Here is a 19,627-nt window from a genome sequence, read left to right as displayed (position 1 = left end):
TGGCGTGGATCCGGCCCTCGCGGATGCCGATGGAGACCTTCTTGATGCCGAGCACCGCGTCGATGACCAGGACGTTGGTGATCACCGCGTCGCAGGTCTCGCGGACGGCGGCGGCCTTGAGGTGCAGGCCGTCGCGGGCGGTCTTGCCGAAGCCGGCCAGGAACTCGTCACCGGGCTTCTGCGCGTCCGACTCCACCCGGACGACGAGTCCCGAGTCGCCGAGCCGGACCCGGTCCCCCGCGCGGGGGCCGTGCACCGTGGCGTACTCGTACGGGTCTGTGTGCCGGCTGCCGGGGGCGCAGTGGTCGCCGTGGCGGGACGGTCTGCTCATGCCGCGCTCCCTTCCGGAGCCACCGCGCCGAGGTAGCCGCAGGCGGCGGCGCGGGCCAGGGCCTCGGCCTTGGCGCCGGGGGCGTCGAGCGGGCCGTCGACCAGGCCCGCGAAGCCGATCGCGATCCGGTCGCCGCCGATCGGGACCAGGCCGACCTCGACGACGGCGCCGGAGTCGAAACGCGTGGAGGAGCCTGCCGCGACCGCCAGCCGCATGCCGTAGGCGGCGGCCCGGTCGAAGTCGAGGCGGGGGTTGGCCTCGAAGAAGTGGAAGTGCGAGGTGACGCTCACCGGCACGGCGGCGGTGTTGCGCACGGCCAGGGTGAGCGCGGGCTCCGGCTCGTCGACCGTGCCGGAGCCGGGCAGGACGGCGCCGGGGGCGGCGTCGTCCCGGGGCTGCGCGCCGAAGGGGTCGCCGACCGCCGCGAGGCGGGTGCCGTCCTCGAAGACGGCCTCGACCATCACCTCGGTCACGATGTCCACCACCCCCGGCAGCACGTCGTCGGGGCCCAGGACGGAGCGTCCGCGTTCGAGGGCGTCGGCGAGGCGGACCCCGTCGCGGGCGGCCTCGCACACCGTGTCCGCGATCAGCGCCGTGGCCTCCGGGACGTTGAGCCGCAGGCCCCGCGCACGCCGGGCCCGGGCCAGCTCCGCGGCGCTGAACAGCAGGAGCCGGTCGCGTTCGGTGGGTGTCAGCGGCACGGGGACCACCGCCTACGGGAAACGTTCATGATTATTCCTTTGGATTGCGCCGGCCCGTGGATGACTCCGGGCGACGCGAGGAACTGTGGCACTGACTGAAAATTCAGTCAATGGTTATGGCGAGGAAAGGCCCCGGCCTGCGGCAGGACAGGACGACGCGGTGACCACGCGGTGACCACGCGGTGGCGTCCGGGCAGGCCGGGGAGGCGGCCCAACGGGGCGGGGAGGAACGGGGCGGGACCCCTCAGTAGCGCTGGAGTCCGGCCAGCTCGGCGTCGATGGCCCCGCGCATCAGCTCGCGCGCGTGGCCGATCCGGATCCCGCCGCTGAGCCAGCGCATGCTCAGGCCCTCCAGCAGGGCGGTGAGACGTTCGGCGGCCGCGGCGAGCGCGGAGGCCGTCGCCATCGGCTGGACCTGCCCCAGCAGTGCGGCGACCTCCTGGACCCACACCAGGGTGGCCCGGGCGAGGTCCTCGCGCAGCACCTCGTCGAAGACGGCGCTGGCCCGCAGCTCACCCCAGGCCGAGCTGTTCTCCCGGACCTCCACGGTGTCCTGGAGCTCCAGCAGCAGCGTCTCGTCCAGCTCCTCCCTCGGGGTGAGGGGAGGCGCGTCGGGGTCACGGTCGGTGGTGTACCGCTCGGCCCGGTCGTTGATGAACTCAAGGGTCTGGCGCAGGACCCCGGTACGGTCCTTGAAGTGGTAGTAGATCAGCGCCGTGGACACCCCGGCCTCGGCCGCGAGTTCTTCCACGCGCAGCCCGCGCACCCCGCGCCGGGCGATCACCCGGGCGGCCGCTTCGAGGATCTGAGTGCTGCGAGACGCCATGCCCCGCACCTTACCGGGGCGTTCGGCCACGGGCGCACGCGGCCCGTCCCCGGCCCGGCGGACCTGCCGGGGCACGCCGGCCATCAGACCGCCGGCGGGACGGCCGGGTGCGACTGGGTGGCGCAGTGGACGCCGCCGCCGCCGCTCGCGATGCCGTCGATGACGACCTGGACCACCTCCCGGCCGGGGTAGGCGGCCTGCAGGACGTCGTAGGCCACGCCGTCCGCGTAGGCGTCGCCGAAGCGGGGAGCGATCACCGCGCCGTTCGGGGTGTAGTAGTTGGTGTAGCTCGACAGGAACTCCTCCCCCTTGCCGGTGATCTTCTTGCGGTCCGGGCCGGGCAGCTCGGTGACGGCCAGCCGCCGGCCCCGGGCGTCGGTGGCGGACTGCAATACCTTCCTGGTCTCCTCGTAGACCGCGACCCACTTGGGGTCCGTGCCGGGTCCGGGCCGGTCGAGGATGACCTTGCCCGGGGCCGTGAAGCGGGCCAGGCAGTCGATGTGGCAGTCGGTGATGTCCGCGCCCGCCAGGCCCGGCGCCCAGATGACCTTCTCGATACCGAGCGCGGTCTTCAGCTCCTGCTCCACCTGCTGCTGCGTCATGCCGGGGTTGCGGTTGGCGTTCACCAGCGAGCTGACGGTGGCCAGCAGGGTCCCCTCGCCGTCGGTCTCCAGCGAGCCGCCCTCGCCGGTGAAGCCCGCCTGGATCCGGTTCACGGCGTACTCGCCGAGGAGGATGCCGGCGGCCGCGGCGTCGTTGGCGTAGGGCTGGGCGTACGGGGTGCCCGCCTTGCCCCAGCCGTTGAAGTTGGTGTCCACGCCGGCCACGGCCCCCGGGCCCGCCAGGAAGGTGGGGCCGAAGTCGCGGATCCACAGGTCGTCGACCGGTATCTCGATGACGTCGATGGCGTGGCGGGCCCCGCGGCCGCACTGGTAGCGGGCGTCGGCGGCCTGTCCGGGGCGGGCGAGCACCACGACCGGCTCGAAGCGGGAGATGGCGTGGGCGACGTTCGCGATGTCCGCGCGCACGCCGGCCAGCCCGCTGCTGCCCCAGACACGGGAGAGGGCGGGCCAGGCCATGTACGTACGGACGTGCGCGTCGGTCTCGGCGGGCATCGTCAGCCCGGCCGGGGCGCCCGCGGCGCGGGCCGGGGCGGAGGGGAGGGCCGAACCGAGGGCCGCCAGCGGCAGGGCCGCCGCGCCCAGTTGGAGCAGCCGGCGGCGGGAGGTGGTGGGCGATTCCATGGGGGCTCCCTGATGAGGAAGGGGCGGGGAATGATCGACATCCTTGCGCTGACTGAAAATTCAGTCAAGAGGAGGGGAGGAATGGGTTCCGCGGGAGTGCTTTCGGATCAGCCCAGGTGGTACTGGTCCACGACGATCGTGACGGGCCCGGCGGCGGCCGCCCTGCGCAGCCGGACGACGGCCAGCTCGCGCCGGTCGGGGCTGCGGACGCAGAACGGCCGCTCCCCCGCCAGGGCGGTGAAGGGCAGGGTGGTGACGGGCTTGGTCTCGATGCCATGGAGGCAGGCGGGGACCGTGAGCCCCTCGCCGTCGGAGACGAAGGAGTCGGACTCCTCGGAGGGCACGAAGGACTGGGCCTCCCGCGCGAGGAACCAGGTGGCGGAGTCGGCGGGCACCACCTTCCCGGCCTTCAGGTCGAACTCGTAGCCGGTGTCGGGGGCCGTCAGCTCGACCCGGGTGTACCCGGCCGGATAGCGGGTGGGGGACGGGGACGGCCGCTCGGCGGGCTCCCCGCCGGCCGGGGCCCGGTCCTCGGCCGAGGCGGCGGCCCCCTCGTCCGGGTCTCCGTCCAGGTAGTACGCGGCCCCGCCGCAGACCAGCAGGGTCAAGGCCACCGCCCCGGCCACGGCGGGCAGCCGCCGCCCCCGCCGGGCTGACCGGCGGCCGGGGACCTGTGCGGGGCCGGGCCCTGACGCCGCTGCCGGTACCGGCGCCGCGCCGGGGAAGCCGGGCAGCTGCGCGGGGGCGGGCGCACCGGGCCGGGGGGCTGCGGGGGCGGGCGCCGCGGCGGTGGCCGCCAGGGCCGTCGGCGCGTGGGAGGCCGGCCCGGACTCCCCCGGGGCGGGCGCCCGCCCGGGGCCGCCGACCTCCTCCCGGACCGGCCGGGGCAGCCAGCCGTCGGTGAACTCCGGCCGCCGGCCGACCGCGGGGTGCGCGTGGACGTAAGCGATCAGCTCGGCGGTGGCCGGGCGGCCCCCGGGCTGCTTCGCCAGGCACCACGCCACCAGCTCGCGCAGCTCGGCGGGGGTCCGCGTCAGGTCGGGGTGCTCGTGGACCACGCGGTACAGGGCGGTGGACTCGGGCCCCGGCCCGAAGGGCGGCGTGCCGCCCGCCACGTACGCGGTGAGGGCGCCCAGGGCGAAGACGTCGGTGGCCGGGGTGACCCGGTGGCCGAGGGCCTGCTCGGGTGCCATGAAGGCGGCGGTGCCGACCCGCAGCCCGGTCCCGGTCAGCGCGGAGGAGTCCGCCGCGTGCGCGATGCCGAAGTCGATCACCCGGGGGCCGTCCCCCGCGATCAGCACGTTCGCCGGCTTGAGGTCCCGGTGGACGACCCCGGCCGCGTGGATGGCCTGGAGCGCCTCCGCGATGCCCGCGACCAGCAGCAGCGCCGTCCGCACGGGCAGCGGGCCGTGCCGGCGCACCACCTCGTGCAGGGAGGGACCGGGTACGTACGCGGTGGCCAGCCAGGGGGTGCGCTCGTCGACACCGAAATCGACCACCTGCGCCGTGAACAGGCCGTGGATCCGGCGGGCGCTGGCCACCTCGCGGGCGAACCGCTCGCGGAACTCGGGATCCGCCGCGAACTCGGCGCGCACGGCCTTCAGTGCGATCGGGCGGCCGCCGGGCGTGTACGCGAGGTAGACCACCCCCATCCCGCCCGCGCCCAGCCGGGCGTGGAGGCGGTAGCCGCCGATCTCGCGGGGGTCGTCGGCGGTGAGTCCCGCGGGAACGGGCTGTACGCCGGGAAGCTGGTCGGACATGCGGTGCTCTTTCCACGATGCGGCAGATCAGGTGGCCGGTTCGCATCGTCTCCCTAACTAAAGTTTCAGTCAACGTGTGACAATACGTGCCTCACACCGCCCGACGGGTTCCCCCGGGGAAGGACCACACCGTGACGGACCGCAGACGGACCATCCTTGAGGCCGCCGCCCGCGTCATCGCACGCCGGGGGGTCCGCGGGCTGCGGGTGACGGAACTGGCGGCCGAGGCGGGGGTGTCCACCGCCCTGGTCTACTACCACTTCAAGGACCGGCCGGGCATCCTGCGGCAGGCCCTGGCCTTCATCGGGGACCGGGCCGACCGGTACACCGAGCCCCCGGACGGAGCCGCCGGACAGCGCCCCGCCGACCCCCGCGAGCTGCTGGAACGGACCCTGCTGCTGGAGTTCCAGGAGCTGCCCGAGGTCCGCGAGAACAGCACGGCCTGGGGGGAGCTGCGGGCCCACACCGTCTTCGACCCGGAGCTCCGCGAGGAGCTCGCGGCGGCCGGCGCCGCCTGGGTGGCCGAGGTCGCCGAGCTGATCGCCGCCGTCCGCCCGGGTGCGGGGCCCGCCCGGGTCACGGGCGCCGCCGAGCGGCTGACCGCCCTGCTGGAGGGGCTGAGCGTGCGCCGGCTCAGCGGCATGCTCCCGCTGGGGCACGCCCGCCACCTGATGCGCGAGGCGGTCCGCGTGGAGGTCGACCGGCTGGGCTGAGGGACCCGGGGGGCCCTGGGCCGATCGGGGCCCCGGCCCGCGCGGCGGTTTGACTGAATTTTCAGTCAGTGCCATGGTGGCAGGACGATTCCACGATCGGAGTTCCCGTGACGAACCCTCCCCCCACCCGCCGGACCGTCCTGCGCACCCTCGCCGGCCTCGGCGCCTTCGCGCTCGGTGCCGTGGGCTGCGGCCCTGCCGACGGCGCCGGCGAGCGCCCCGGCACCGCGGCCGGCACTCCCGGCCGGGCCGCCGGAAGCGGCACGAAGCGCCGGCTCGGTGCGGAGTGGGAGAGCCACACCCGTACGTTCATGGCCTGGCCGGCGATCGCCGCCGGGGTGTGGGACAAGGACCTGCCCTCCGTCCGCGAGGACATCGCCCGGATCGCCCGGGCCGTCGGGACGTACGAGGCGGTGGTGATGATGGCCCGGCCCGACCAGGCGGACGCGGCCCAGCGGGCCTGCGGGGACCGGGTCGAGGTCATCCCGCTGGCCGTCGACGACCTGTGGGCCCGCGACACCGTCCCCGTGTTCGTCGAGGAGGCCGGGAAGGTCGTCGGCGTGGACTTCAACTTCAACGGCTGGGGCGGCAAGCAGCAGCACGGCAACGACGCCGGGGTCGGCCGGGCCCTGCTGCAGAGGTACGGCATCCCCCGGGTCCAGGCCCCGCTGGTCGCGGAGGGCGGCTCTTTCGAGACCGACGGAGAGGGCACCCTGCTCGTCACCGAGAGCTCGATCGTCAACGACAACCGCAACCGGGGGAAGTCCCGGGACACGATCGAGGCGGAGCTCAAGAAGACCCTCGGGGTGGAGAAGGTGGTCTGGCTGGCCGGGGTGCGCGGCCAGGACATCACCGACGCCCACGTCGACAGCCTCGTCCGCTTCGCCGCGCCCGGTGTGGTGCTGCTGGACCGCGCGCACCCGAACACCCCGCCGGACTCCTGGTCCCGCTCCGCCGACCAGGCGAAGTCCGTCCTGTCGAAGACCACGGACGCCCGCGGCCGGCGCTTCGAGATCATCGACCTGCCCCAGCCCGACCTGGACCTGATCACGGGCCGGGGCGACGACTTCGTCTCCACCTACGCCAACTTCTACGTGGCCAACGGCGCGGTGTTCCTGCCCCGGTTCGGCGACCGACGGGCCGACGACCGCGCCCGCGGCATCCTCCAGGAGCACTTCCCGAAGCGGGACGTGGTCCAGGTGCAGATCGACACGATCGCCTCGGGCGGCGGCGGCATCCACTGCTCCACCCACGACCAGCCCGGCAAGCCCGCCGCCTGAGCGGACGCACACCCGCCCGGCCGGGCCCGAGGCCCGGCCGGCGGACGGGACACCGTTACGGCGCCATCTCGTACGCCCCCGAGAGCGCTTCGACGCGCTCCCAGACCCGGGCCGCGCGGGCCTCGTCGACGACCGGGCGGCGCACCGCGCCGAGCGCCCAGGCCTGCTGCGCCTCGGTCGCGGAGTCCTTGCCGTGCAGTTCGACGGCGTGGCCGGAGAAGTCGCGGACGAGGACGGAGAACAGTTCGTCGAGGACGTCGCGGTCCAGGTCCGTCAGGCGGGCCTGCTCCAGGATCAGCTGGCCGTGCACCACGAGGGCGAAGAGCTGGCCGACGGACAGCAGGAAGTCCAGGTCCCGGCTCTGCGCCTCGTCGGGGGCGACGGTGGAGACGAACTCGCACAGGGCGTCGGCCTGCTCGCGGAAGCGGGCGACGTTGGGCACGTCGGCGTACGCGTCGTAGGCGGGCCGCCAGTCGTGGAAGCGGACGGAGCCCAGGCCGCGGGCGGGGCCCTGCCGGAAGAGGAAGCCGTCGTCGGCCGCGTCGAGTCGGGTGGGCACGGCCGGGTACTCGACCGGCTCCAGCAGGTGGTTGCGCAGGAACTTGAGGATCAGCGCCAGGTTGACGTGGACGGTGCCTTCGAGCTTGGGCAGGCCCCGGATCTCGACCGCGGCGTTGGCGAAGTAGGTGTCCTTCTCGAAGCCCTTGGCGGCGATGACGTCCCACATCAGGTCGATGACCTTCTCGCCCTCCGTGGTCACCTTCATCTTCGTCATCGGGTTGAAGAGGAGGTAGCGGCGGTCCTCGGGACCGGCGGAGCGGAAGTAGTCCACGGCACGGTCGCTGAAGAGCTTCATGCCGACGAGGCGGACGTAGGCGTCGGCCAGCTCGCGTCGCACGTGCGGGAAGGCGGTGACGGGGCGCCCGTAGAGGACCCGGTTCTGCGCGTGGGTGACGGCCTCGTACATCGCGTGCTCGCAGATGCCGATGGAGGCGGTGCAGAGGTTGAACTTGCCGACGTTGACGGTGTTGAGGGCGGCGTCGAAGGCGGCGCGTCCGGTGTGCAGCACGTCCTCGGCGGCGACGGGGTAGCGCTCCAGGCGGAACTCGCTGACGTACTTCGAGGAGTGGACCACGTTCTGGACGAGCCCGTACGCGGGGTGGCGGCTGTCGGCGGCGAAGAAGACGTAGCCGTCCGGGCCCTCGACGTCGGTGCGGCGGCCGAAGACGGAGACCAGACCGGCGGCGTTGCCGTTGCCGATGTAGTACTTGGAGCCGGTCGCCAGGAAGCCTCCGTCGCCGTCGGGCTCCAGGAGCATGTCGGTGGAATAGATGTCGGCGCCGTGGGTCCGCTCCGACAGGCCGAAGGCGAACACCTCGCCCTGGGCGAGGAGTTCGGCGGCGCGGGCGCGGGCGGCGGCGTTGTCGCTCTGCCAGACCGGGCCGAGGCCGAGGATCGTCACCTGCCAGGCGTACCAGTAGTCGAGGCCGTAGAAGCCGAGGATCTCGTTGAGGGCGGCGATGCGGGCCGTGTCCCAGCGCTGGTCCTCCCGGCCGGCGACGGAGGCCGGGGTGAGGAAGGTGGCGAACAGGTCCTCCTTGGCGGCGAAGGCGAGGAAGTCCGCGAGCCAGGCGCGGGTGCGGTAGTCCTCCAGCAGGCGGCGCTTCCCGCGCTCTTCGAACCAGTCGACCGTGGCGCGCAGCAGACGGCGGGTCTCGGGGTCGAAGTGCGCCGGGTCGTAGGTGCGCGGGTTGAAGAGGAGGGAGTCGGCCATGAGGGGTCGCCTTCCGGGAGGTGGTGGTGGGTGGGGTGCGGTCAGGCGGACGGTGGTGGCGTCGCGCCGAGGCGGTGCAGGGTGGCGAGGACGTCGTCCAGCCAGGCGATGGTCATCCGCTCGTACGCGATGCCGCCGCGCAGCACGACGTGCTGGAGTTCCTGCCCGGCGTCGAGCGGGCCGGGGGCGCCGGGCCCGGTGAAGTCGCGCCGCTCGCCCGCGAGGTAGTGGGCGAGGCGGTCGGTGTGGGCGCGGTGGTGCCGTTCGACCTCGCGGATCAGGGCGGCCGGGTCGTCGAAGGCCGCGCCGCGGATCTTGACCGCGAGCTCGTGGCGCATGCTCTCGGGCTCGATCGGGTCGTGCAGCCAGCGGGAGAGGGCGGCGCGGCCGGGGGCGGCGACGGAGTACTCCTTCTTGTCCGGCCGCCCCTGCTGGGGCACCTCCCGGACGGTGAGCAGGCCGTCGCCGGCCATGCGGGCCAGGACGCGGTAGATCTGCTGGTGCGTGGCGGTCCAGAAGTAGCCGATGGACCGGTCGAACCGCCGGGCCAGTTCGTAGCCGGAGCCCGGCATCTCCAGGAGGGAGACGAGGATCGCGTGGTCGAGCGCCATGCTCCGATCTTTCTATGCAACTCGTTGCATAGACAAGCCCGGACCGGTGAGATGCGGCTCACCCGGCGGCCGCCCGCCCGCCGGCCGGCCGGCCGGCCGGCCGGATATGCGTTTGCCGCCCCGGCACCCGCTGGCTACCGTCGTCGGCCATGACCTCCCCCCTGCACACCGAGCGCCTGCTGCTGACCCCCTACGTACCCGGCGACGAGGAGGACTTCGTGGCCCTCTTCCAGGACGAGCGGGTGTCGCGGTGGATGGGGGACGGCCCCGTCTCCGAGGAGGAGAACCGGGCCCTGTTCGGCCGGATCTTCACCAAGGTCTACGCCGGGGACCTGTTCGACGTGTGGGCCGTCCGCCGCGCCGGCGAGCTGATCGGGCACGCCGAGATCAAGCGGACCGACGCGGTCGCCGGGTACGAGATCATCTACGCGCTGGCCCCCTCGGTCTGGGGTGCGGGGCTGGGGAGCGAGCTGGCGGGCGCCCTGACGGCCTACGGCTTCGAGGTCCTGGGGCTGGCCGAGGTGCACGCGACCGTGGCGGCGGAGAACGCTGCCTCGCTGGGCCTGCTGGAGCGCATCGGCTTCGAGCACGTGCGGGACGTCACCGAGGAGGACGGCGGCACCACCCGCGTCCTGACCCTGCGCCGGTCCGCCGCCTGACCCTGCGCCGGTCCGCCGCCTGACGCCGCCCGGGCCCGCGCGGGGCAGAACGCGCCATACCGCCGTGGCCGGATCCCGGCGGTCGGCGTCGACCGCTCCCGGTGCGGGACCACGGCCGTTCGGGGTGCCGGGTACGGTTCCGGCATGGACGTTTCAGCAATGAGTTCGAACGACGACGCGTCGGCGCGGGCAGGGGCGATCAAGGAGGCCGCCCGCCGGCAGCTGGTGGAAGTGGGGGCGGCGGGGCTGTCCCTGGAGGGCGTGGCGCGGGCCGCCGGGCTCGGCCGCTCCGAGGTCGAGGCCGTCTTCCCGCACCGGGACGACCTGCTGACCGCACTGGTCGTCGACGCCTACGACGCCTCGGGCGCCGCGATGGAGCGGGCCGACACGGCCGGTGCTCCGGCGGGGGCCCGGCTGCTGGCCGTCACGCGCGCGCTGCGCCGGTGGTCCTTCGCGAACCCCGGCGAGTTCACGCTGATCTACGGTTCGCCGGTACCGGGCTACCACGCCCCGCAGGACACCGTCCCGGCCGCCGCGCGGACCCCCGCCGTACTCGCCGGGATCGTCCGGGCGGCGCTGGAGGGCGGCGAACTGACCCCGCCGCGGCGCGTGCTGCCCGGTCCCCCGCTGCTGCTGCCGGCCGCCGTCGAGGCGTTCGGCGGGGTGCCCGAGGCACCGTTCTCGGACATCATCGAGCGCGGCATCGTGCTGTGGAGCAACCTCATCGGGCTCCTGGTGTTCCAGGTCTTCAGCCGCACCCACGACAGCGTCAAGGACGAGGCCGCGTACTTCGACTACGCCATCGCCGTGGCGGCCGAGGCCATCGGGCTCGACGTCCCGCTGGGCGAACCCACCGACTGACCCCTTCTGCCGCCCCCGCGGCACCCTGCAGGAAACCAGGCCTTGAACACCATCAGAACCCTCTGCTTCGTCATCGCGGCGCTCTCCTCGTACGCCGCGCTCATCTACCGGCTGTGCCAGGCGCGGCGCAGCCGGCACGACAGCGCCTACTGGACGCTGATCGCCACACTGGTCCTCCAGTGCTTCACCTTCACCATGGGCGCCGTGGCCATGGGCGGCCCGGCCTTCCTGGGCGTGGGCAACCTCGCCATCCTCCTCATGCACCTGTCGGCGGTGGCGTTCTGCGTGGCCGCGGAGATCATCCTGCTGCGGTGGGCGGCGTCCGACGAGGAGGCGCGGAGCAAGACGCGGTGGTGGCTGATCACCGGGAGCGCGCTCGACGCGGCCCTGGTGGCCCTCTTCCTCCTCGCCGACGGCACCTCCCGGCCGTCCTCGGACTTCGACACGGGCAGCGGGCAGCCGCTGGTCCTGGTCTACCTGCTGGCGTTCATCGCCTCCCAGGCGCTGCCGTGCGTGACCATCTTCCGCCAGTGCGGCTCGTACGCCCGGATGACGGACAACGCGTCGCTGCGGCAGGCGCTGCGGATGCTGCGGGTGGCGGCCGTGGTGCTGTTCCTGTACTGCTCGTGCCGGACGGTCAACATCCTGACGGCCGCGGCGGGGGTCGACATCGGCGCCTGGAAGCTGGCCTCGAACCTCTTCAGCGCCGCCGGCATCGTCATCCTGTCGCTCGGCCTGACCAACTCCTCGTGGGGGCCGGCGGCTTCCCGGCTGCTGGCGTGGGGCCGCAGCTACCGCTCGTACCGGGCGCTGTACCCGCTCTGGCGGGACCTGTACGAGTCCTCCCCGGACATCGCCCTGGAGCCGCCGGGCGCCTCGGTCTCGGACCTGGACTACCGGCTGCACCGCCGGGTCGTCGAGATACGCGACGGGTGGCGGGACCTGCGCCCGTACATCGACCGTACGACCGTGGGCGGTTCGGACGGCGCGTCGGGCGGTGAGGAGAACGAGGAGTCCCGGCAGGCCTTCACGGAGGCGGCGCGGATCAAGCGGGCCCTGCTGGCCAAGCAGGCCGGGACGATGCCGCACGACAACAAGGACGCGGGCGACTTCGACGACCGCGACACGGACAACTTCACGGCGGAGGTGGCCTGGCTCACCAAAGTCGCGGCCGCCTACAGTAAGCTCGGCACCGCGAGTTGAAGCTCCCGCCCGGTTCGTATCCCCCGTCGAACCGGGCGGGTCTCCCCCGTTCCCCCCGTTTTTTCACGTCGGGCCGGACGGGTGGCTCCCGCCCGGACTGGCCCGGCCCATCCCCCGAGGGCCGGGCCAGTCCGATTTCACCGCCCGCCAACCCGTCGTACTTCCCCCGTGACGAGTTAGCTGGCAGCTATCGGCGAGACCCAACGTTGGCGGAGTCCCGGCCAATTGTCAACTGACCGCTATTCTGTGAAACTGGCGTATAGCCAAGGGCTATACCGAGGAGGTGACGGGAGGAAGATTCACCATGACCGAGTGCGACGACCGGCCCCTGCTCGCCAGGCGCCTCGACGACCTGTTCAAGACGGTCCGTCCCAAGGGCAAGCACTGGACCAACGCCGAGGTGGCGGAGGAGCTGAAGCGGGCCAACCCCGAACTCAAGGCCGGGGGCGTCTATCTGTCGCAGCTGCGGACGGGGAAGCGCTCCAACCCCTCACCCGACCTCCTCGCGGCCCTGGCCAAGTTCTTCGGCGTCTCGGTCGCCTACTTCTTCGACGACAAGGTCGCCGAGTCCGTCCTCAGTCAGGTCGCCGCCATCGAGGCGCTGCGGCAGTCCGGGGTCCGCGCCGTGGCCATGCGCGCGGCCGGGATGAAGAAGGAGAACCTGCAGGCCATCACGGCCATCATGGACCAGTACCGGCAGATGCAGGGCCTCCCGCCGGTCACCGACGCCCCCGTCGCCGAACCCCCCGCGGCCGACGGACCCGGCCCCTCCGAGCCCGTATGAGGGGCGCCTGGAAGGAGCGGGCCGCCGATCACGACCGCCGCAGCCGGCTCAAGAAGCTCCGCAAGGCCGGCGCCCGGCGGCTCGCCGAACTCGACCTCCCCGAGGTGACCGACGTCGCCGATCTCTGCCGCCACCTCGGCGAGGCGCGCGAGCGGCCGATCATCCTGGTCCCGATGCAGATGCCCTCGTCGCACCCGTGCGGCATGTGGGTGGCCGCCCGCGACGAGGACCTGATCTTCTACGACGCCAACACCACCAGCGCGCATCAGGAGCACATCATCTTGCACGAGCTGGGCCACATCATCTGCTGCCACCGCGGGGCCGGCGGACTGGACGAGGCGGCCGCCCGCCTCCTCTTCCCCGACCTCGACCCCGACCTCGTGCGCGACATGCTCCTGCGCGCGACCTACGACGACGTCCAGGAGCAGGAGGCGGAGATCATCGCCTACCTGCTCGCCCAGCGGATGGAGGGCGCCGAGCAGCCGCCGTCCCCGTCCCACGGCGCGGACGCGGGCGAGGACGGCGACCCGGGGACGAGCGCCATGCTCAGCCGGATCGAACGCACCCTCTTCTGACGTGGACCGCCTACCGCGCCGCTGCGGACGCCACCTCCTCTGCCAGGACCGCCACGGCCCGGCGGATGTCCTCCTCACGGTGCTCGCCGGTGACGAAGAACCGCAGCCGCGACAGCCCCTCCTCCACGGCGGGGTGGAAGATCGGGTCGGCGATGACGCCCCGGGCGTAGAGCCCGTCCGCGACGCGCAGGGTGCGGGCCGAGTCCCCGAGGATGCACGGCACGATGGGCGTGTGGGCGCTGGAACCGGTCGCCAGGCCGGCGGCCCGGGCCAGGCCCAGGAAGAGCTCGGAGTTGCGCCGCAGCGCGCCCACCCGGTGCGGCTCCGCCACCATCAGCTCGGTGGCGGCCAGGGCCGCCGCCGCGTTGGGCGGGGTCAGGCCGACGCTGTAGACGAAGCCGGGGAGGGTGTGCCGCAGCCACCGCACCATCCGGACGGAGCCGCCGAGATAGCCGCCGCAGCTGGCGAAGGCCTTGGAGAGGGTGCCCATCCACAGGTCCACGTCGGAGCGTGCGACTCCGAAGAACTCGCCGACGCCCCGGCCCCGTTCGCCGACGGTGCCGATGCTGTGCGCCTCGTCCACCATCAGCAGGGCGCCGTAACGTTTCTTCAATTCGATCACGGCGGGGAGGTCGACGAGGTCGCCGTCCATGCTGTACGCGCCCTCGACGGCGATCAGCACCCGGCGGAACCGGGACCGGTTGAGCCGCAGCAGGTGCTCCAGCTGCTCCGCGTCGTTGTGCGCGAAGGGGCGCCGCGCCGCGCCGGACAGGGCGCAGCCCTGGAGGATGCTGTCGTGGGAGAGCGCGTCGTGGAGGACGAGGTCCCCGGGACCGACGAGGTGCCCGATCGCGGTGACGTTGGTGGCGTGCCCGCTGACCAGCGTCAGGCAGTCGCCGACGCCCAGGAACTCGGTCAGGGCCCGTTCGAGGCGGACGGTGAGGTCGCGTTCGCCGGACAGGACGCGGCTCGCGGAGACCGAGGTGCCGTACCGGTCCACGGCCCGGTGCACGGCCTCGTTGACCGCGGGGTGTCCGGAGAGGCCGAGGTAGTTGTAGCTGCCGAAGGAGAGGTACGGGCGGCCGCCGATGACGGTGGTGTCGCGGATGGTGCCCTCGTGGACGCGGAAGTACGGGAAGGCCGCCCCGGTGTCGGCGATGGTGCCCAGGAGCTGTTCGAGCTTGCCCACCTCCGGGAACTCGTCGACGTTCGCCGTGTCGGCGCTCCACCGCGGCTCGGTGGGCGGCGCCGGCTGCGGCGCGGGGGCCTTCGGGCCGGTGCGGTCCGGGTCGACGAGGGCGATCAGGCGGCCGACGGTGAGGTCCGGGGAGAACATCTCCTCGGTCCTGAAGCCCGGGACCCGGTTCGCGATCCGCGTGTCCAGCTCGTGCAGCATCAGGGAGTCGAAGCCGAGGTCGGCGACGAGCGTCTGGTCCTCGTGCAGGTCGGACAGGGGGTAGACGCCGGTCCGCGACACCTCTTCGAGGACGACGGACGCGGCGCTCGCCCCGCCGGACCGCGCCTCCTGCGGCCCCTGCGGCCCCGCCGCGGACGGGTCCGGGGCGGGTGCGGGCTCCGGGTCGGCGGTGTCGCGCGCCGACTCGTCCACGATCCAGTGGCGGCGCGGGGCGAGGGGGGTCGGCGGCAGGGTGCACGGGGGAAGGCGCTCTCCGGGCGGCCCGTCCGCCGCGGCGGACGGGCCGGGGGCCCGGCCCGCCTCCACGTCCTCGGCCGCGCCGGTCAGCCGGGCGACCGCGTCGGCGGTGTCCTTGACCTCCACGGTGAGGCGTTCGGGGAGCGGGGCCCTGCGGGCCAGGGTGTCGGCCACGGCGGCCAGCGGCGGCCGCTCCCCGTCGAGGGTACGGGCCAGGTCCCGGGCGTACCGGGCCAGCCCGGCGCGGTCGCGGGCACTGAGGGCCAGGACGTACGGCCCCCCGGTCGCCGGCGGGAGGGCCTGCGGCGCGGTGTGCTCCTCGACGACCAGGTGCACGCCGGTACCGCCGAAGCCGAACGCGCTGACGCCCGCCCGGCGCGGCCGGCCGTCCCGGGGCCAGGGGACCGGAGCCGTGGCCACGGTCAGCCGGGCGGCGTCGAGGAGGGAGGGGTCGGCGAGCCCGAACTCCGGCTGCGGGGGGATCACCCCGCGCTGGACGGCCAGGACGGACTTGATGAGCCCGGCCAGCCCCGCGGAGTTCAGGGAGTGCCCGACCACCGCCTTGACCGCGCCCAGGTGGGCGGGCGCCGCGTCCGGTCCGCGCAGGTCGCGCAGGACGGCGAGTTCGACGGGATCGCCGACGGTGGTGCCGGTGCCGTGCGCCTCCAGGTAGCCGACCTCTCCGGGGGCCAGGCCGGCGTCGCGGTAGGCGCGGCGCAGGGCGCGCAGCTGTCCGGCGGCCTGGGGGTGCATGCCGCCCTGCACGGTGCCGTCGTTGGCGGTGCCGACGCCGCGGATCACCGCGTACACCCGGTCGCCGGCGGCCCGTGCGTCGGCCAGGGGCCGCAGGACGAGTACCCCGGCGCCCTCGCCGAGGACGAAGCCGTCGGCGTCGGCGCCGAACGGCAGGCAGCGGCCGCTGCGGGAGATGGCGCCGATCCGGCAGAGCCCGACGAGCAGGTCGGGGGTGACGACCAGCTGGGCACCGCCCGCGAGGGCGATGCGGGTGCGGCCGGAGCGCAGCGCGTGGACGGCGTTGGCCACGGCCATCAGGCCGCCGGAGCAGGCGGAGTCCAGGGCGTAGCTCTCGCCGTGCAGGTCGAAGACCGAACTGATCGTATTGGGGCCCATGTTGAGCAGGATCCCGGCCACGGAGGTGCCCTGCATGCCGTCGACGGCGCGGACGGTCTCCCGCCAGTGCGCGTCGCCGGGACGGGCCCCGAACTCTCCTCCGCCCAGTTGGCGCATGCGGATCTGAAGGGTGGTCAGGCCCCGGTAGCCGCTGTCGGTGAGGGCCGTGATCACCGACGTCTCCTCGCGGTCGAAGCCGTCGGCCTCCCACCCGGCGTCCTGGACGGCCTCGCGGGCGAGGTCGATCAACAGCCGGTGCTGGGGGTCCATGGCCTTGGCCCGGCGCGGCGGGATCCCGTAATGGGCAGCGTCGAAGCGGTCCACGTCGGGCAGGAGCGCCATGGTGTCGGTGTAGGCGGCGGACGTGTCGCGGAAGTCGCCGCTGAGGAAGGCGTCGGCGCGCCAGCGCGTGTCGGGTACGCGCCCGAACTGGGCCCGCGGGTCCGTCAGGAGCCGCCAGTACTCGTTCAGGTTCCGCGCCCCCGGGAACCGGCAGGCCATGCCGACGACGGCTATGTCGTCGCGGCGCCCGCCGTGTTCCCGCCCCTGCCCCTGTCCCGCTCCCCTGGGGTCCACTGTGGAATCCATCCCTCTCACTGGAACCGTCACCCGGTGGTGGCCAGCCGTTCGCGCCACCAGTCCACCGTCGCCTTGACCTGCTGGTCCAGGGGGGTGGCCCGGGCCGCGAACGCGGTCTCGTAGGCGGTGGAGTCGACCGTGAACGGACGGTCGAACTGGTAGCGGATCTCCTTCAGTTCCCGCAGCAGCGGGGAGAACAGCCCGCCCAAGCCCAGGACCAGGGGCGGGACGCGGCGTACCGCGACCGGTCCGGTACCCGCCTCGGCGGCGAGCAGACGGGTCATCTCCCGTACGGACAGAGCGGGTTCGGTCGGGACGTGCCAGGCCCGCCCCCAGGCCCGCTCGTCGCCCGCGACCTCCGCCAGGGCCCGGGCCACGTCGGGGACGTAGGTCCAGCTGTGCGGGGCGTCCGGGTCGCCGAGCGCGGAGACCGGCTTGCCGCGCAGCAGCGGCGGCATGACCTGCGCCGCGAGGTGCCCGCCGGCGGTGACGCCGGGCCCGAAGAAGTCGGAGGCGCGCACCTCGACGGCCCTGATCCGGCCCTGCTGGTGCAGGTCCCGCGCGCGTTCCCAGACGGCGGCGCGCACCCGTCCCTTGGTACCGGTCGCCGCGAGGGGAAGGTCCTCGGTCAGCGGGCCGTCCACGGGCCCGTACCCGTAGAGGTTGCCGAGCAGGACCAGCACGGCCCCGGTCGCCTCGGCCGCCGTGCAGAGGGAGGACGCCAGCGCCGGCCACTCCGCCGCCCAGCGGTGGTAGGGCGGTCCGCCGCAGCCGTAGAGGGCGGACGCCCCGCGTACCGCCTCGGTCAGCCGTCCGCTGTCCTTCGCGTCGAGCGCGACGTGCTCGATCCCGGGCTCCGGGGTGCGGCCCGAGGTGGTGACGACCTTCACCGTGTGGCCCTGGTCGGCGAGGAGCCGGGCGGTGGCGGCACCGGCGGGTCCGAAACCTATGACGACATGAGTGTTCACGTACGCACACTAGCGCGGGCCCCCGGTACGGCGGGGCCCGCGCCCCCGCCACGGCGGCCGAAACCCCCGCCCCCGTCCGAAGCACCCCGGCGTCGTCCCGCGGTGGTCCGGCCCGCCGCGGCGCTCCGCCTCCCCACCCTGCGGCGACCCGCGCGGTCGGCCGACGGGCCCACCCGCGCGTCCCGCGCCGGGAGGGCGCGGCCCCCGGGGCGGCCGAATTGGCCGAAGGGGCACGGTCCGGCCCGGCACGCAGCGGGTAACGTCCCTGTCCGGACGTCTGTCAACACGTCGGACAAGGGGGATTCGTGAGCGGCATCGTCGTCCATCTGCCGGGAGACGGGGCGGGCTCCGCCTCGACGACGCGGCGATCTCCCGGCAGGCCGGGGAGATCAGGGTGGCCGACGACCACTGGCAGCTGAGCAACCACAGTTGCGCCCAGAGCTACGTGGTGGAGAACCCGGAAGGGGCCGGCGAATACCTGCGGGTGCCGCCGCGCCGGGCGGGGGCGCCCATCCCGTTCGAGTTCTCCCGGGTGGTGCTGCCCACCCGCGCCGGCACGGCGGTCTCCTTCCAGGTGTTCGCCCCCGACCACCTGTACCTGGACCCCCCGGGTCGGGCGGGGCGCTGACGGGCCGCACGGTGACGGCGTACTCCCTGGACGAGACGGCCACGTACTTCCTGGTGCTCGTCGCGCTCCGCGAGCCGTGGCTGCGGGACCGGTCGCCGGTCTCGGTGCCGACCACCCCGCAGGTGGTGGAGCGGCTGCGCGGCCATCCCGCGTGCGGCCGGCTGACGGCGCGCGCCGTGAGCTCGCACATCGACTACCTGGCCGAGGAGAAGCTGCGGATCGGCGTCTCCGCCGCGCCGGGGGCCGGGCGGGGCGAGCGGCACCACGGGAAGCGGGACGCCGTGCTCGCCCTGGCGCTCAGGTTCGGGATCGTACGGGAGGAGCACCTCGGGCTGCTGCCGTCGCGGGCCGGGACGGCGGTGCGGGGGTAGCGGAACGACGAGGCTGCGCGGCACGGGCGCTTCAGGGGACGGCACCGACACCGAACCGCTGCTGCCCGGCCACCGGGTGGGGGCGTGCGTGGTCGGCGAGCCGATCGGCGCCGGCGGCTGGGCGACCGTGTACGCGGGCCGGGCGGCGGACCGGGACCGGGGGCCCGGGGCGGAACCCGAGGTGGCCCTGAAGGTGATGCCGACGGCCGGCCTCGCGCCGCGCCAGGCCCGCAGCGTGGCCGAGGCCGCGCGCCGCGAGGTGGAACTCGGAACCCGGGCGGGGCACCCCCGGCTGGTCCGGCTGCTGGACTGCCTGGTCCTCGACGCGCCGGAGCGGGCGGCGCTGGACGGGGCGATCGTGCTGGTCATGGAGCGGGTCGCGGGCAGTCTGCGCGACCGGATCGACGCCGGGCTGACGGAGGCCGAGGGCGTCCGGCTGGTCACCGGGATCTGCGAGGGGCCGGCCCATCTGCACCGCAGCGGCTGGGTGCACGCCGACCTCAAACCCGAGGACGTCCTGGTCGGCGCGGACGGGGAGGTCAGGCTCCCGGACTTCGGCCTCGCGACCGAGCTGACCGGCACCCACGGGCACGGGTCTCCGATGGGCACCCTCGACTACCTCCCGCCCGAGCGCTGGAAGGCGCCGCTCGGGGAGCTGGGCGTGCAGGTCCGGCCGAGCGCCGACATCCGGGCCCTGGGCCTGGTGATCCACGAGGTATTCGCCTCGGGTGCTCCGCTGTTCCCCGGCGCCACGCCGATGGCGCGGGGCGCCGCCGTGCTGGAGTACGCGGCCGGGCGCGCGCCCCTGCGCATGGACGGCGGGGTCCCGGAGTTCTGGCGGATGCTGGCCGCCGACTGCCTGGCCCCGACGCACGAGGCCCGTTCCGCGCACACGGCGGAGGGCCTGCTGCGGCGGATCGCCGCCGAGCGGGAGGGCCCGCCGGCCGGCGGCGCCCGCCCCCGCCGGGTGGCGG

General features: G+C 74.1%; 16 protein-coding genes and 2 pseudogenes. 9 read left to right on the top strand and 9 right to left on the bottom strand.

Annotated elements, in window-relative coordinates:
• From WDV06_RS30370 to WDV06_RS30350, 5 genes and pseudogenes are all read right to left on the bottom strand, one after another.
• Positions 1-331, bottom strand: a pseudogene (locus WDV06_RS30370) (urease subunit alpha); the annotation flags it as partial.
• The gene (gene ureA, locus WDV06_RS30365; protein ID WP_395513013.1) at positions 328-1,032 is read right to left on the bottom strand and encodes an urease subunit gamma; all 705 of its coding nucleotides are present in this window, start codon (positions 1,030-1,032) and stop codon (positions 328-330) included. The pseudogene WDV06_RS30370 and the gene ureA, both read right to left, overlap by 4 nt.
• A 244-nt stretch (positions 1,033-1,276) precedes the next feature.
• Positions 1,277-1,858 carry a TetR/AcrR family transcriptional regulator gene (locus tag WDV06_RS30360; protein ID WP_395513012.1) on the bottom strand — a complete coding sequence of 194 codons (582 nt, stop codon included), beginning with the start codon at positions 1,856-1,858 and terminating at the stop codon, positions 1,277-1,279.
• An 83-nt stretch (positions 1,859-1,941) separates the two neighbouring features.
• Positions 1,942-3,102, bottom strand: coding sequence for an agmatine deiminase family protein (locus tag WDV06_RS30355; RefSeq protein ID WP_395513011.1), 1,161 nt, complete (start codon positions 3,100-3,102; stop codon positions 1,942-1,944).
• Between the two features lie 107 nt (positions 3,103-3,209).
• Positions 3,210-4,862 carry a serine/threonine-protein kinase gene (locus tag WDV06_RS30350; RefSeq protein ID WP_395513010.1) on the bottom strand — a complete coding sequence of 551 codons (1,653 nt, stop codon included), beginning with the start codon at positions 4,860-4,862 and terminating at the stop codon, positions 3,210-3,212.
• A gap of 131 nt (positions 4,863-4,993) precedes the next feature.
• Here WDV06_RS30350 and WDV06_RS30345 point away from each other — a divergent pair, with 131 nt between their 5' ends.
• Both WDV06_RS30345 and WDV06_RS30340 read left to right on the top strand, forming a co-directional pair.
• Positions 4,994-5,575, top strand: coding sequence for a TetR/AcrR family transcriptional regulator (locus WDV06_RS30345; protein ID WP_395513009.1), 582 nt, complete (start codon positions 4,994-4,996; stop codon positions 5,573-5,575).
• 107 nt (positions 5,576-5,682) lie between these two features.
• Positions 5,683-6,855, top strand: coding sequence for an agmatine deiminase family protein (locus WDV06_RS30340; protein ID WP_395513008.1), 1,173 nt, complete (start codon positions 5,683-5,685; stop codon positions 6,853-6,855).
• Positions 6,856-6,910: 55 nt separating this feature from the next.
• Here the strand turns inward: WDV06_RS30340 and WDV06_RS30335 are convergent, their stop codons facing one another.
• On the bottom strand, positions 6,911-8,629 hold the full coding sequence (locus WDV06_RS30335; RefSeq protein ID WP_395513007.1) for an acyl-CoA dehydrogenase family protein: 1,719 nt from the start codon (positions 8,627-8,629) through the stop codon (positions 6,911-6,913).
• A 41-nt stretch (positions 8,630-8,670) separates the two neighbouring features.
• Positions 8,671-9,240, bottom strand: coding sequence for a PadR family transcriptional regulator (locus tag WDV06_RS30330; RefSeq protein ID WP_395513006.1), 570 nt, complete (start codon positions 9,238-9,240; stop codon positions 8,671-8,673).
• A gap of 149 nt (positions 9,241-9,389) precedes the next feature.
• On the opposite strand from WDV06_RS30330, the gene WDV06_RS30325 reads away from it, so the two are divergent.
• The 5 genes from WDV06_RS30325 (at position 9,390) to WDV06_RS30305 (ending at position 13,322) form a co-directional block, all read left to right on the top strand.
• Positions 9,390-9,899: a GNAT family N-acetyltransferase gene (locus WDV06_RS30325; protein ID WP_395513005.1), complete on the top strand. Its 510-nt coding sequence runs from the start codon at positions 9,390-9,392 to the stop codon at positions 9,897-9,899.
• 144 nt (positions 9,900-10,043) lie between these two features.
• Positions 10,044-10,760: a TetR/AcrR family transcriptional regulator gene (locus WDV06_RS30320; RefSeq protein WP_395513004.1), complete on the top strand. Its 717-nt coding sequence runs from the start codon at positions 10,044-10,046 to the stop codon at positions 10,758-10,760.
• Positions 10,761-10,802: 42 nt separating this feature from the next.
• The gene (locus WDV06_RS30315; RefSeq protein WP_395513003.1) at positions 10,803-11,963 is read left to right on the top strand and encodes an MAB_1171c family putative transporter; all 1,161 of its coding nucleotides are present in this window, start codon (positions 10,803-10,805) and stop codon (positions 11,961-11,963) included.
• A 304-nt stretch (positions 11,964-12,267) separates the two neighbouring features.
• Positions 12,268-12,747, top strand: a complete 480-nt coding sequence (locus WDV06_RS30310) for an XRE family transcriptional regulator (RefSeq protein WP_395513002.1) — start codon at positions 12,268-12,270, stop codon at positions 12,745-12,747.
• The gene (locus tag WDV06_RS30305; protein ID WP_395513001.1) at positions 12,744-13,322 is read left to right on the top strand and encodes a toxin; all 579 of its coding nucleotides are present in this window, start codon (positions 12,744-12,746) and stop codon (positions 13,320-13,322) included. Before WDV06_RS30310 ends, WDV06_RS30305 begins: the two co-directional genes overlap by 4 nt.
• A gap of 10 nt (positions 13,323-13,332) precedes the next feature.
• On the opposite strand, the gene WDV06_RS30300 is transcribed toward WDV06_RS30305, so the two are convergent.
• Both WDV06_RS30300 and WDV06_RS30295 read right to left on the bottom strand, forming a co-directional pair.
• A complete protein-coding gene (locus WDV06_RS30300) occupies positions 13,333-16,695 on the bottom strand; it encodes an aminotransferase class I/II-fold pyridoxal phosphate-dependent enzyme (RefSeq protein ID WP_395513000.1) in 3,363 nt (1,120 codons plus the stop codon).
• Positions 16,696-16,712: 17 nt separating this feature from the next.
• Positions 16,713-17,654 carry an NAD-dependent epimerase/dehydratase family protein gene (locus tag WDV06_RS30295; protein WP_395512999.1) on the bottom strand — a complete coding sequence of 314 codons (942 nt, stop codon included), beginning with the start codon at positions 17,652-17,654 and terminating at the stop codon, positions 16,713-16,715.
• Positions 17,655-17,871: 217 nt separating this feature from the next.
• Between WDV06_RS30295 and WDV06_RS30290 the strand changes: the two are divergent.
• Both WDV06_RS30290 and WDV06_RS30285 read left to right on the top strand, forming a co-directional pair.
• Positions 17,872-18,653: pseudogene (locus WDV06_RS30290) on the top strand (serine/threonine protein kinase).
• A 13-nt stretch (positions 18,654-18,666) separates the two neighbouring features.
• The coding region (locus tag WDV06_RS30285; RefSeq protein ID WP_395513014.1) for a serine/threonine-protein kinase at positions 18,667-19,627 on the top strand (961 nt) is incomplete at its 3' end.

The organism is Streptomyces racemochromogenes (assembly GCF_044129415.1).
GTDB lineage: Bacteria > Actinomycetota > Actinomycetes > Streptomycetales > Streptomycetaceae > Streptomyces > Streptomyces racemochromogenes_A.
Note: the sequence above shows the minus strand (reverse complement) of the source record. Positions and strands in the feature narration are given on the sequence as shown.